The organism is Sphingobacterium endophyticum (assembly GCF_009733535.1).
Taxonomy (GTDB): domain Bacteria; phylum Bacteroidota; class Bacteroidia; order Sphingobacteriales; family Sphingobacteriaceae; genus Sphingobacterium; species Sphingobacterium endophyticum.
In genome coordinates, this window is the sequence record NZ_SMMI01000005.1 from 224,647 (window position 1) to 238,572 (window position 13,926).

14 protein-coding genes are annotated in these 13,926 nt (G+C 33.5%); 3 read left to right on the plus strand and 11 right to left on the minus strand.

All coding sequences use genetic code 11. From position 1 onward, the window contains the following. Positions 1 to 17: 17 nt before the first annotated feature. From E0Y80_RS08955 to E0Y80_RS09000, 10 genes are all read right to left on the minus strand, one after another. Positions 18 to 368 (minus strand): hypothetical protein, encoded by a 351-nt coding sequence (locus E0Y80_RS08955; RefSeq protein ID WP_156307323.1) that lies wholly within the window; start codon positions 366 to 368, stop codon positions 18 to 20. 170 nt (positions 369 to 538) lie between these two features. Next, positions 539 to 1,213: a response regulator transcription factor gene (locus E0Y80_RS08960; RefSeq protein ID WP_156307324.1), complete on the minus strand. Its 675-nt coding sequence runs from the start codon at positions 1,211 to 1,213 to the stop codon at positions 539 to 541. Then, complete coding sequence (locus E0Y80_RS08965) at positions 1,210 to 1,800, minus strand: sensor histidine kinase (RefSeq protein WP_197091528.1); 591 nt, start codon at positions 1,798 to 1,800, stop codon at positions 1,210 to 1,212. The genes E0Y80_RS08960 and E0Y80_RS08965 overlap by 4 nt, the downstream gene beginning before the upstream one ends. A 137-nt stretch (positions 1,801 to 1,937) precedes the next feature. Next, the gene (locus E0Y80_RS08970; RefSeq protein ID WP_156307326.1) at positions 1,938 to 2,597 is read right to left on the minus strand and encodes a hypothetical protein; all 660 of its coding nucleotides are present in this window, start codon (positions 2,595 to 2,597) and stop codon (positions 1,938 to 1,940) included. A gap of 2 nt (positions 2,598 to 2,599) precedes the next feature. After that, positions 2,600 to 3,343, minus strand: a complete 744-nt coding sequence (locus E0Y80_RS08975; protein WP_156307327.1) for a hypothetical protein — start codon at positions 3,341 to 3,343, stop codon at positions 2,600 to 2,602. Positions 3,344 to 3,600: 257 nt separating this feature from the next. Further along, positions 3,601 to 4,764 (minus strand): Gfo/Idh/MocA family protein, encoded by a 1,164-nt coding sequence (locus E0Y80_RS08980; protein WP_156307328.1) that lies wholly within the window; start codon positions 4,762 to 4,764, stop codon positions 3,601 to 3,603. A 29-nt stretch (positions 4,765 to 4,793) separates the two neighbouring features. Beyond that, entirely contained in the window at positions 4,794 to 5,558 is a 765-nt protein-coding gene (locus tag E0Y80_RS08985) for an SDR family NAD(P)-dependent oxidoreductase (RefSeq protein WP_156307329.1), read from the minus strand. A gap of 17 nt (positions 5,559 to 5,575) precedes the next feature. Next, positions 5,576 to 7,282 (minus strand): IlvD/Edd family dehydratase, encoded by a 1,707-nt coding sequence (locus tag E0Y80_RS08990; protein WP_156307330.1) that lies wholly within the window; start codon positions 7,280 to 7,282, stop codon positions 5,576 to 5,578. 102 nt (positions 7,283 to 7,384) lie between these two features. Next, the gene (locus E0Y80_RS08995) at positions 7,385 to 8,260 is read right to left on the minus strand and encodes a sugar phosphate isomerase/epimerase family protein (protein WP_156307331.1); all 876 of its coding nucleotides are present in this window, start codon (positions 8,258 to 8,260) and stop codon (positions 7,385 to 7,387) included. Between the two features lie 262 nt (positions 8,261 to 8,522). Continuing rightward, positions 8,523 to 9,845 (minus strand): MutS-related protein, encoded by a 1,323-nt coding sequence (locus E0Y80_RS09000; RefSeq protein ID WP_156307332.1) that lies wholly within the window; start codon positions 9,843 to 9,845, stop codon positions 8,523 to 8,525. A 369-nt stretch (positions 9,846 to 10,214) separates the two neighbouring features. Between E0Y80_RS09000 and E0Y80_RS09005 the strand changes: the two genes are divergently transcribed. Continuing rightward, entirely contained in the window at positions 10,215 to 11,081 is an 867-nt protein-coding gene (locus E0Y80_RS09005; protein WP_197091529.1) for a mechanosensitive ion channel family protein, read from the plus strand. 45 nt (positions 11,082 to 11,126) lie between these two features. Here the strand turns inward: E0Y80_RS09005 and E0Y80_RS09010 are convergent, their stop codons facing one another. Then, positions 11,127 to 12,026, minus strand: coding sequence for a helix-turn-helix domain-containing protein (locus E0Y80_RS09010; RefSeq protein WP_156307333.1), 900 nt, complete (start codon positions 12,024 to 12,026; stop codon positions 11,127 to 11,129). 136 nt (positions 12,027 to 12,162) lie between these two features. Between E0Y80_RS09010 and E0Y80_RS09015 the strand changes: the two genes are divergently transcribed. Continuing rightward, entirely contained in the window at positions 12,163 to 12,564 is a 402-nt protein-coding gene (locus tag E0Y80_RS09015) for a GlcG/HbpS family heme-binding protein (protein WP_156307334.1), read from the plus strand. Positions 12,565 to 12,602: 38 nt separating this feature from the next. Continuing rightward, positions 12,603 to 13,796 (plus strand): formaldehyde dehydrogenase, glutathione-independent, encoded by a 1,194-nt coding sequence (fdhA, locus tag E0Y80_RS09020; protein ID WP_156307335.1) that lies wholly within the window; start codon positions 12,603 to 12,605, stop codon positions 13,794 to 13,796. Positions 13,797 to 13,926 lie beyond the last annotated feature (130 nt).

Sequence of the window (13,926 nt, forward strand, 5' to 3'; positions counted from 1 at the left end):
TATTAGCTACACAAATCCTAAGCTTGGAATAATGGTTTGGTACCAAAATTTTCTTTGTTGCTGGATGCTCCAGAGGTAGCAATGCGAGAACCATTTGTAATAGTTTTCTCTAGAATTTGCATTGCCTGATCAACAAATTTACTGTTATCTATAACCAATTTTTGAAAGGCATTTTTTATATTATTTTCTAATTTTCCAACCATTCCCTCCCATTTTTGGGCAGAATCGATACTTAGTATTGAAGATTCAGAATTCATCTCCTCTAAGTGATAATTGTAAAGATAATTATAGGCAATAATTGAATTAATATAATTACACATGTTTACATCATAACCGATTGAATTTTGCTTCTCTTCGAAGCTCTTCATAAATTTATTTTTAATTACATGTGACATCTCGGAATCAATATTAGATTAATAATTAAATACTCGTTGTATTTGATATATCAAAGTTAATAAGGACTCCCTATTCAAAATAGAGTGAAAAAACTGTATTTTTCGATTAAGTATTTATACGGAATAGGTGATAAAAAAATAATTTAGAGATGTTTTTGTGGGACAAAAATTTCATTTGCTAGCGCATAAATAACTAAACCTACTGTATTTTTAAGTGCTAATTTTTCTAGAATTCTAATTCTATGACTTTCGACAGTACGTTTACTTAAAAATAACTGGTCTGCTATTTCCTTATTTGTGAATTCTTGGCAAATTAGTCTAATTACTTCAATTTCACGATCAGTTAATTGATCTTTCAAATCGAAAGAAACTTTTTTGTTAGGATTATTCAAATATTGATGTAAAAGCTGATAATCGGATGCAGTGACATATACACCTGTTTTATAGACTGTCTCCAATGCAACTTTAAGAGTATCTAAATCTATTATTTTGGGCAGGAATCCAGAAACTCCCAGTTTGAGCATATGACCTATCATATTTGATTTATAATGTGATGATAGGATAAGGATCTTAATATTTGGAAATTTTGGAAGAAGCTGTTCAACAAGTACTAAGCCTGAGATAGGTTCCATTTGGATATCTAATAAGAGAATATCTGGAATTTGATTGTCTCCCATTTCAGAAAAATCAGAAATCAGCGTTGATGGATTTGTATTTTTATATACAACCCTACAATTTGGTATCTTATGAATTAATAAGCTTAATCCTTCAATGAATAATGATTCATCATCCATTAACGCTATTTTCAATTCACTCATGCCGCAACATTTTTTGGAAATACCATTGTTAGTCTTGTTCCTTTACCCACCGAGGAATTAATTTTCGAGTGACCATCTAGAAGTTCGATTCTTGCTTTTATATTTGAAAGTCCCATTCCATTACTCTTTTTCATTTCGAACCCTATCCCATTGTCTTTTAACAGAAAACTTAAAGTTTTGTCTCCCTCCCGAACTAAGATATCGATTCTATTCGCCTTCGCATGTTTGAGGGTATTACTAACAAATTCTAAAATAATTCGATAGATTTGAACTTCAAAGGATATAGGACGTTCCAAATATTTTGAAAGGTCATAGAGATTGTATTCATAGCCTACTAAGTTTTGTTTCATTTCATCTAAAGTTAAAATGAGTCCAAAATATTCTAGGTTTACTGGATACATGCTATGAGAAATTTCTCTGGACGAATCTATTAGTTGTTCAACCTTTTCTATGAGAATATTAAACTGATATTGTTCAATATGTTTCTGATGCGAAACAAGGTTTAATTTAAGTAATTGAAGTTTATTGCCAATTTCATCATGTAGAGTCCTTGCAATTCTCTTCCTTTCTTCTTCCTGAGTTTTCACAGCTAATGCTTTAGATTCCGTTTGGAATTGCAATTCTTGCTGGTGCCTCAAATTATTTTCTTCCTGAATTTTTTTATAATATTGATTATAAAGAATGATAACGAATACAATAAAAAGAAAAGCTAATACCAATAAAATTATGATTTCATAAATTTCAAGGTAGATTTTGGAATAGTATAAAAATAATAGAGACATACTGCATATAGGCTAAAAGACAATAAATTGTTTATTGACCACAGATAAGCCGCATACTCTAATTTCAATGTGGATAGCTGATTTAAAATCAGAAATAAAATTGTAGAAACAAAGTAATAGAGTAATAGGGCAAATAAGACATTGAAAAGTCCGCGATCATGGTTTTGAAATCCAGACTTCAATGCATACAATAAACATCTTCCTAATTCAAAAACAATAATAATATTAGAAATGGGTTTTATCCATTTTATCCAAGATACAGGCTGTATATAACTATGGATAAAAGAAGCAGCAATCAAAAACAGAAACAAACCGATGTAAAGCACTGAAAGTCTGCTTTTTTTAGATAAAACACTATTTGTAAAGTTAGTTAATAATAACAATTCTCCAGCAACAAATATATTGAACAGAAACTCAGTTTTCTGCGCCCAGAATACATAGATCAATAATTTTGAAATCAATTCAATTGCTAGTAGAAATATTAAGAAATATCTTAGATTCTGAGCTGCATTAGAAAATTGAAAATGATTTTTAATATTCCAGATGCTGGCAATTAATAACAAGACATTGGAAAGTCCAATAGTCAGGTAAAAAAATAACATAATTAATCTTGAAGTAAAATATAATCATCCTTTGGCCTGCAAAATGGCGGGCAAGGTTGTGACCAATTGTATAAATTAGTCTGTATCGAATGCACTTTATTATTTTCTAGAAGACAACTTTCATCTTGAACAAAAATAATTGTTGGAATAACTTCCGTATAAATTTTGGAGTATTTAAATGCAAATAGCCCAATTACTTCTGTACTTCCATCGGAAAGATCTTCTATTGGAATATTAAATACATTAAAAATAGTTTCTCCTTGATGTTCATGAATTTGTTTGTAAAACCAATCCGGAGAATCATTTCTCCAATCTTCAATTTCAACGAGAATTGTATCTTGACAATCAATATTATGTTGAAATAAAGGAACAGTTTCTTTGACAACTCTAGAGATAACTTGAATATCAGCTGATAGAACTGCAATTTTTGTCAGGGTTTTGACTTCTTGTTCAACAAACTTAATCTCAGAATCCAATCTTTCTAAAGTAGAATATGGATGTTCTTTCAATCTTATTTCTTTTCCTGAGGAGTCTAATGGGAAAAACATCATAATAGCTTTATTTTCATGTACGCCCATATAAGCATGAAAACGATTAACCTTATTATGCTCCTTCAACCATTTGATATCTTTTGGAGAGATCTTGACTACATAATTAGCCGGAATTAACCGTAATACTTCATTCACATTTCTTTTAGAAGATTGCCATTTTTTCAATGCAATTTGACATTCCTTTCTACTTAGCATAATCGATTAGTTTAGTTGATAAAGATAAGTAAACTAATCAATCAAGTCAATGAAAACGGTAAAATTAAAGATTACAACAAACTGATTGTTAATAATTTATAGAATTTAAATTCTATAAATTCTATAAATTATATAAATTATTAACAATACAATTTTTAGAAAAAATTATTAATTAATGGATTCAATTTCTATGTAAGAATTATTGAAATCAAGGTATATTTTCAGTGAGTAGGAAAATATTTTTTTTCTAAATATTATTAAAATGAGGTCCATTTTTCTTGGGAATCATTAGATACCAATACTCGGTCAATAAATTTCATTCCACGTATTCCTTCTTCAATGGTTGGATACTCTGGAAAATTCACATCATCATTATTTCCTGAAATTTTATTTAAGAGTCTAGCAGCAAAAGATTGATATATATTGGCAAATGCTTCCAGATAACCTTCAGGGTGTCCAGTTGGAGTCCTAGTAAATGCAGCAGTAAATTTTGATAATGGATAACCTTGATTTCCCCCTACCCTGTAAATCTGGATGGGTTGATCTACCCATTTAACTAATAAGGTATTAGGTTCCTCCTGTCTCCATTCTAATCCTGCTTTTTCACCATAGATCCTAATTTTTAAAGCATTCTCTTCACCTGTTGCGACTTGAGATGCACTGAGAACTCCAGTAGCGCCCTCTTCAAATTTTAATAGAACATCACCATCATCATCTAATAGCCTTCCTTCCCCATAAATATTAAGATTAGCACAGAGATGGGTTATTTTTAAACCAGATATGTGTTCAGCCAAATGAGCCGCATGTGTTCCAATATCGGCCATACATCCACTTTTACCACTTCTTTCTGGATCAGTTCTCCATGCAGCTTGTACACTTCCGGTATTTTCAATTCCTTTACTTAACCATCCTTGTGGATATTCAACCATAACCTTTCTAATCTTGCCGATTGCTTTCTGGTCCACTAGGTCTTTTGCTTGTTTTACCATAGGATATCCTACATAAGTATGAGTAAGGCAAAGCATCAATCCAGTTTCTTCCACTACTTTGGCCAATTCTTCGGCTTCTGCAAGAGTGAAGGTTACTGGTTTATCAATAACCACATGAAATCCATTTCTTAAAGCTAGAACTGCAGGTTCAAAATGTACATTATTCGGAGTAACAATTGAAACGAAATCCATGCGAATATCTTCAGACAATTCCTTTTCTTTTTCAATCATTTCCTGAAAAGACGTGTACACTCTATCACTTGATAGAGCCAATTCCTTTCCAGATTGAATAGCAACATCTGGTCTTGAACTAAATGCTCCACATACTAGTTCAATTTTGCCATCTAATAATGCTGCTGAACGGTGTACAGCACCAATAAATGAACCTTGTCCTCCACCAATCATTCCCATCCTTAACTTTCTGTTTTCCATAATCAAAATTTTAACCCTAAATTTTTTTTTTAAAAAGGTGAAGGGCTCACGGATGTCCATCCACCATCAACCACTATTGTTTGTCCAGTAATATGACGAGCATCCTCACTAACTAGAAATAAAGCAACTTTTGCAATATCTGTGGGATAAGCTGCAGTTCCAATTGGAGTTAGGTTTGCCCATGTTTTTACGTATTCGGGATCCTCCAATGTTCTTTCAGTTAATGTTGCACCAGGAGCAATAGCATTCACATTAATTCCATAAGGTGACAACTCAAGAACAAGATGTTTTGCCAATAACTCCACCGCAGCTTTCGTCATACCATAAGCAGCAAGATCTTTATGTGCCTGATGGCCAGTTACTGATGAGGTAAATAAAATTGAACCTTTTTTATTATTGGATATAAAATATTTACCAGCAGATTGAGCAAGAAAAAATGCTCCTCCAATATTTACTTGTAAAACTTGGTATAAATCCTTAGGTTGATATTCTAAAAAGCTTCCAAACAAAGTTATTCCCGCATTTGCCAATACAATATCTAATGTTTTTGTTCTTGCTACAGCAAAATCAACAATTTCCCTATTGAAATCAGGATCACTTACATCTCCTGCGAATGCTAGACAGGTTCCAAATTCAGATAGAGCAGCGGCAGATTTTTCACTTAATTCATAATCTAAATCATTTAATATGACGGTTGCTCCTTCAAGTAATAAACTTTTCGCAATTTCATAACCAATTCCTTTGCCTGCCCCTGTGACGATTGCAGTTTTTTTTTCAAATCTTTTTCTTTCCATTTATAAATTGCTAGATGTTAATGAGAATCTCTTAATACTTCAGATCCAGACCCACCTTTCAAGAAATCTAAATCTGCTCCCAAATGAGCTTGTTCAACGTGGTCAACATATAACTTGACGTATCCACGGGTATATTTATTAAGGTCTAACTTCAAGTTTTGTTTTCTTTTTTCCAGCTCAGCTGCTTCTACTAAAAGATTTAATTGTCGTGCATCTACATCCAATTCTATTAAGTCTCCATTCTGTACAACTGCTAAAAGTCCACCTACAGCAGATTCAGGAGATACATGAAGAATTACGGTACCGAACCCCGTTCCACTCATACGACCATCAGAAATTCTAACCATGTCAGTAACCCCTTTTTCCAGCAGCTTTTTAGGTATGCCCATATTGCCAACCTCAGGCATTCCAGGATAGCCTTTTGGTCCAACATTTTTAAGTACTAAGACACTATTCTCATCAACATCCAAGTCATCCGAATCAATTTTCTTTTTATAGTCTTCAATATCTTCAAAGACAACAGCCTTTCCTTTATGTTTCATTAATTTAGCGGTAGCAGCGGACGGTTTTATAACCGCACCATTTTCACAAAGGTTTCCTTTTAGGACCACGATTCCTGATTGTTTATTAAAGGGTGTATTCACAGATGAAATTACGTTTTCATTCAAGCTTTTCTGGTTTGCCGAATTTTCATTGATAGTCTTTCCATTAACGGTTAAAGCATCTTTATTTAAAAATTCTTGAATACTATTCATAACTGCGGGAATCCCTCCGGCATAATAAAGATCTTCCATAAAATATTGACCAGAAGGCTGAAGATTAGCTACGAGCGGAATATTTTTAGAATAATGATCAAAATCTTCAAGTTTTAACTCGACTCCGATTCTTCCTGCGATTGCCATTAGATGAATAGCAAAATTTGTAGATCCACCGATTGCCGCATTAACTTTAATGGCATTTTCGAAGGATTCTCGTTTCAAGATTTGGGATATTTTGATATCATCTTTAATCATTTGGACAATTCTTCTTCCGGAGAGTCTCGCTAACACTTTCCGATTGGAGTCTGCTGCAGGTATTGCAGCATTATTAGGTAGAGTGAGTCCCAATGCTTCAACCATGCTAGCCATTGAAGAGGCGGTTCCCATAACTGCGCAATGACCGATACTACGGCACATTCCAGCTTCAGCCAAATTCATTTCCTCCTCAGTAAGTAATCCTTTTTTTGACTCATCAGCAAATCGCCATAAATCACTTGTTCCAATATCCTTTCCTTGATATTTTCCCGTAAGCATGGCGCCCCCAGATACAACAATAGTTGGCAGGTCTACACTGCAGGCTCCCATAACTAAAGAAGGAGTAGTTTTATCGCAGCCGCATAACAAGATAACACCATCAATTGGATTGGCACGAATAGATTCCTCCACGTCCATGCTAGCTAGATTTCGAAACAACATAGCAGTAGGTTTCATTAATGTTTCACCAAGCGACATGACAGGAAACTCTAATGGAAAACCTCCAGCTTCCAATACTCCTTTTTTAACAGCCTCTGCTAAATCGCGAAGGTGTGCATTACAAGGTGTTAATTCCGACCATGTATTACATATTCCAATAACAGGTTTCCCCTCGAACATATCTGCTGGAATACCTTGATTTTTCATCCAGGCACGGTAAATAAAACCATCCTTTCCTTTTCTTGCAAACCATTCCTTGCTTCTTAACTTCATAATGAACTGTTTATTTTTTAATCAATATTTTTATTAATCATTTGGCTAAAAATTTTAAAGAAATTTTATTCCTTTCTAAATCATAGGCTAAATGAAAATTGTTTATTCTTGTGATATTTTGGTTATATAATTTACAGATTCTTGTACATCTTTTAAGTTATTCTCCCAATCATGTTCGCATTCGATAAAGATGTAACCAGAAAAAGCTTGTCGTTTTAATTCTGCCATTACTTTTGGATACTCTATAATTCCATTACTTATATTAACATCCTTGGCATTAATATTTCCGAATGAATCCAAATCTTTCACATGTAGACTGATAATATTCCCTTCCAATTTTTTCAAACATTCTACAGGATCGAGTCCGCTTCGTACCCAATGGCCAATGTCTGCGCAGATTTTTAAATTTCCGCGGTCCTTAATAGCTGATAATGCAGAATCCGGATGCCAATATTTACTGATTCCTTTAGCATGTTCATGGATGGCAAATTTTATATTATTTTCACCCGCAAGCCTATTTATGTCGTCCAAAAATGAAATATCAGGTTCTCCTACTAAAAATTCCAACCCTAAGCGTTTTCCCTGCCTGAATAATTGCTCCCATTCAGCAAGAGTTTTAGCATCTGCATACATGGAAACCATTTTGATTTTATTTGAATCTAAAATCTCCTTTAATTGCAATAGGTCTTGTTCAGGTAAATTAGCAATTCTTTCATTTCTATAAGACTCCCCTAATTCATGAAATGAAAAACCTTCGACATAATTAACGCCTGTAGACTTTGATTTTCTTACTGCCTCTTCGAAAGAAAAATGATTAAATGAATATAAAGCAACCCCAATTTTAACCGATAGGTTTTTTAAAGAATCTGAATTGGTTTCAATCTTTTTATGAGCAGTGGAATGATTGCATGAAATAAAAAAAATGCTTAATACTAATATATTCAATACAATCAGGATGGGGAATATTCGAAATTTCATAAGATAAATTTTTATTACTGATTTAATACATTGAAATAATGAATTATTCAATTTGTTTATATGGTTTAATACTTTTTCAATTGTTTTGAATAAGCATTATTAAAAGATTGAAACTAAATTTAAACAAAAAAAAATACACCCTCACTATGATTGAAGGTGTATTTTTTGAAATAAATATGTTACTGTTTATTATTCTGAACTAATTTTCAATTATTAAATTGAAAGTGTTGTGAAAAAAGACTTTGTTGTAAATTTTTAATTTTTAGGCTTTCAATTTATCGATTGATTCAAAGGCACCACTTTTCTTAAGCAACCACATTCCTAATTTTTCTTCAGCAATTCCTTCTTTTATTTTGTAAGTAAAGATTGGCAATCCATCAGGGTCTGATTCAATATTCATTTTAAAGAATCCAACTGCCGGGATTTTTTTTAATTCATTAGCCAATTCTGTAATATGCGAGGAGACAATAACATAAGGACCGTCCACGTCTGCAAGATTTTCAAGCACTTTTAAAATAGCATTTGAAGCATCCAAATGGTTTGTACCCTTGAACAATTCATCTAAAATAATAACAGCATTGGAATCCTTTGGTAACTGGTCAACAATCGTTTTCAAACGCATAGCTTCCACATAAAAATGGCTGTAACCAAGGTCTAAATTATCTTGAAGATTTATACTTGTAAATACCCCATCTATGATATCAGTTTTAATAGATTCTGCGGGCACAGGAAAACCAATGTGGGTAAGGTAAAGGGCAGTTGATATAGTTTTAATGATGGATGATTTACCTGCCATATTTGCACCAGTAAGAAACCAGACCTTTTTATCTCTGGACATTCTTATATCATTATTAACTGGATTTTTATGGAAAATATGATAAACACCTTTCATCTCAATTGCCCCAGTTTGGTTTTTCGGAAAAACTTCAGGATAGCTAAAACCATTTGCTTTAGAAACTTTGGCTACTGATAGATAAGCATCGATTTGATAAAAAAAAGTAATAATTTTCTTGATCTTAGGTGCTAGGGTATATCTGATCATTTTGTCGAAATTTTCAATATTGAAAATATTAATTCTCAATTTCTCAGCATCATATTTCTTGTTTTTGAAAATCATGGCAAGACAATCTTCAATCAACTGAATAATTTCTTCTACATCGGCATAAGCAACATCATGATTAATTTTTTTATAATAATTTTGGCATTTAATCATAAAGTCACATGCCTCAATGATTGATCTTTTCCGATAGTAGTAAGCAGGGGTTCTTACCCCAACAAAATCCATTAAGGTTAATGAAGCAGTTCTTCCTGAATGTGATGATCGAACATATTTTTCAAGGTCACTTACGATCACTCTATAAAATAAAAAGTCTTCATCTGCGACTGGCTCTAAACGACGTATTTTTATTTGTCTATCTTTTATTTCATTAACATCAACAATAGGATTATAAAATATATCTCTCAGAAAGAACATTCCTCCATCCGTAATGGTATGATCAAAGTATTCCAAAATAGTCCGGCTGTGCCTATCTCGTAATTGAATGTCTTTTAAAGTTTGTTCATCTATCAAAAATTTATCGCTCATAACTATTGTATAATTTAGGTTTTTCAAAGATTGATAAAGCCATCGTATTAAAAATACGATTTTTGCCTAATGAATATTGTTATTTTATTAATATGATGCATTTAAGCGATAAAATGCATATTAAAAAAGCATTTATTCATTAAAATTTTTATTTCATTAATGTTCCAATATTACTAATTCTTTCAATCCATTTATTTCGGATTTTTCCAGTTGACAGACTTATTTGAAATCAACTCTAATGATTATGTTATAACAACTAAAACAGATTTTCTCTTATTATTTAAAATTAGTAGAAATCTATCCACAACCTTTATGTATTGTGGCATGATTATTCTTGATGTGATTTTCAAAATACTACAATACATTATTATGGAATTACTACAAATCAACACTGAAATTGAGGCTTCAAATCAACTTTTAGATCAAGGAGGAATTTGGATGCTAAAAATTAAGGACATGGCTCTAGAATATGCACCTAAGGTTCTTGGCGCTATTTTAGTTTATTTAATTGGTCAATGGATCATTGGTCGAATTGGAATTTTAATTAAAAAGGTTTTATCGAACAAGAAGTTTGACATCTCACTGCAAAAGTTTTTAGTTTCCATTGTCAAAGTAACCTTAACGGTATTAATGTTTTTGGCGATAATTGGCATGTTGGGGGTAAACATTACTAGTTTTGCTGCACTATTAGCGGGAGCTGGATTAGCAATTGGAGCTGCATTAAATGGATCTTTGGGGAATTTGGCTGGAGGAGTCATGCTTATGATTTTCAAACCCTTTAAGGTTGGTGATTTAATTGAAGCACAAGGAAGCGTTGGTTTAGTAACAGAAATTGGAATTTTTAATACAACCCTTTTGTCTCCAGAAAACAAAACGATTATTCTTCCTAATGGAGCTCTATCAACTGGAGTAATCACAAATTTTAACACACATGGAAATTTAAGGGTAGATTTAAAAATGGCGATTGCCTTAGATCAAAACATTGAATATGCACGTGAAGTTGCAATTGGGGCAATGAAGCAACATCCGAATGTATTGAATGAACCTCAACCTGAGGTTAGCGTTTTGGAAGTAGCCAATGGCATGACCACTTTAGCAATAAGACCCTACACTACCCAAGATAATTATTGGAATGTATTTTTTGAAACCCAAGAATTGGTGAAAAATGCTTTTGACCAAAACGGAATTAAGGGTCCGATTCCACATACAGTTATTATAAATAAGTCAAATAATTAATTATTGAAAATGAGATAAAATTGCCCTGACAGAAGTTAGGGCTTTTTATTTACCAAACTTTTTTATGAAATCCCCTGGGGTGCAATTATGAAACGCTTTAAATTGCTTGACGAAATAACTTAAAGAACTAAATCCAGTTTTGTAGGCAACATCTGAAATATTTGAATCCGTCTGTAGAAGTAAATTTCTGGCGTTAACCATTCTTTCTTCCAAAATATAAGTTCCAGGAGTCTTACCACAATATGCTTCGAACATACGATGCAATTTGCTTTTACTACAATTCCCAATTCTCATTAATATTTCCGTATTCAGAGTCTGACCTAGATTTCCCTTAATAAAGTTCTTGATTGCATGCAATTGGCTATTAACTAATATTGGATTCTTAGCTTGGATATGTTCCTTTTGCGATTCAATGATTCTGATTAATAAAGATTTTAATAGAAGATCGCTCAGGGCGATATTGGGTTGCTCCTGTGTAGCAACTTGTAAAAGTTCACTAAATGCCCTAACAAGCCCCGAATTATTATTGAAATGAAAATTGGAAAAATCCAATGACCAGTTTTCACCTTCAGGGTAATTCTGGTTTAAAAATTCCAATTGTTTTTCTATCGATTCTTTAGAGATTAATATAGTAGCACATTGAACTGGGTTTTTTTCATCCGCTTCTGGGAAATCAGCAAAAATAGTTTCTCCTTCTGGAAGTACTAACGACGATCCTGGCATAAACTTAAATTGTTCGGCATCTTTAGTATGAACGGTTTTATATCCTCGAATCATACTTGAAATAGATAGTCCTTCATAAGTGATTTTCACTTTTGTTGAAGATTGGAAGGTTTCAAAGATATTTATTTCAAACTCGCCACAATCGAAACGTGTTTGATTTTCTTGTCCACTCCTCAGATGTTCGGGGGTTTGGATGGACAATAGGTCGATTGTATAACTCATATTTAATCCTGATTAACGCTTTTACTAAGTTAAATTTTATTTTGAAACTATCTTTATACTTAATGAAACTATACTTACACCAATCCAATTTCACATGAGATAACTTTAAGGTATATAAACTTAAAATATCAATACTATGAGTAACATCACATTAGAACAAGCAAGAAAAGTAGTTGATGCAGCTATTAAAAAATCGCAGGAATTAGGTGTAAAAATGAATATCGCAGTAGTTGATTCAGGAACAAATTTAGTGGCCTTTAATAAAATGGATGACGCTTGGCTAGGTTCAATTGACATCTCACAAAAGAAAGCTAGAACAGCTAGGTATTTCAACATGGATACAGGGGAAATCGGGAAATTGTCACAACCGGGAGGATCTTTATATAATATAGAACATTCAAACAATGGATTGATAACTTTTCCTGGAGGAGTTGTAATTAAGGATTCAAGTGGGAATATTATCGGAGCAGTAGGAGTTAGTGGCAGTACGGTCGAGGATGATCATGCGGTAGCTGCTGCGGGAGCATCGGCCGTGTAGGTCCAATATTTCTATTCACCTTATTAAAATTATTCATTATGTGTCAAAATCATGGAGTAGTGTACATGGGGCCGGGTGAGGTTCAGGTACAAGAAATAGATTACCCTAAACTAGCATTAGGGGACAGAAAATGCGAACATGGAGTCATTTTAAAAATCGTATCTACGAATATTTGTGGATCTGACCAACATATGGTCCGAGGTCGAACGACAGCTTCAGCGGGGCTTGTACTTGGTCATGAAATAACAGGCCAGGTAGTTGAGGTTGGGAGAGATGTAGAATTTATAAAGGTTGGAGATATTGTTTCAGTACCCTTCAATATAGCGTGCGGAAGGTGTCGAAATTGCAAGGAAGGCAAAACAGGAATCTGTTTGAATGTAAATCCTTCGCGTCCTGGAGCTGCCTATGGTTATGTAGATATGGGTGGATGGATTGGAGGTCAGGCGGAGTATGTCATGGTTCCTTATGCTGATTTCAATTTATTGAAATTTCCAGATAATGATCAAGCTATAGCATATATCAAAGATCTGACTATGCTTTCTGACATCTTCCCTACTGGATTTCATGGCGCTGTATCCGCTGGTGTAGGCCCAGGATCAATAGTATATGTTGCTGGAGCTGGACCCGTAGGGTTAGCCTGTGCAGCGAGCTGTCATCTTTTAGGGGCAGCTGTTGTCATTGTTGGCGATCTTAATGAGGAAAGATTGGCTCAGGCAAGGAGTTTTGGATGCGAAACAGTAAATCTTAATACTGATGTAGAATTATCAGAACAGATTGCAGCGATTGTAGGTGTGCCTGAAGTTGATTGTTTTGTGGATTGTGTAGGTTTTGAAGCCAGAGCACATTCACATAGTGGGAATTCCGAAGAACAGCCGGCGGTCGTATTAAATCAAGCAATGGAAATCACAAGGGCTGGTGGAGCGATAGGTATTCCAGGACTTTATGTGACAGAAGATCCAGGAGCGGTTGATGGTGCAGCAAAACAAGGAAATCTTAAAATTAGATTTGGGCTAGGTTGGGCAAAATCACATTGTTTCCATACAGGTCAATGCCCGGTAATGAAATATCACAGGCAATTGATGAATGCAATACTATATGATAAAATTAAAATAGCAGACGCAGTCAATGTACAAGTCATTGAATTAAATGAGGCACCAAAAGGTTATGCCGATTTTGATAAGGGGGCAGCAAGAAAATATGTTATCGACCCTCATGGAATGATTCCTGCATAATTTAAGACCACTACATCTACACTTTAAAACATGGCCCCAGCATAAGTTGGGGCTATTTTTTGAATAATTTTATCAATAAAAAACATAAAATCGAAATATAAAAATCAAAACTAAACAGAATTAAATAAAG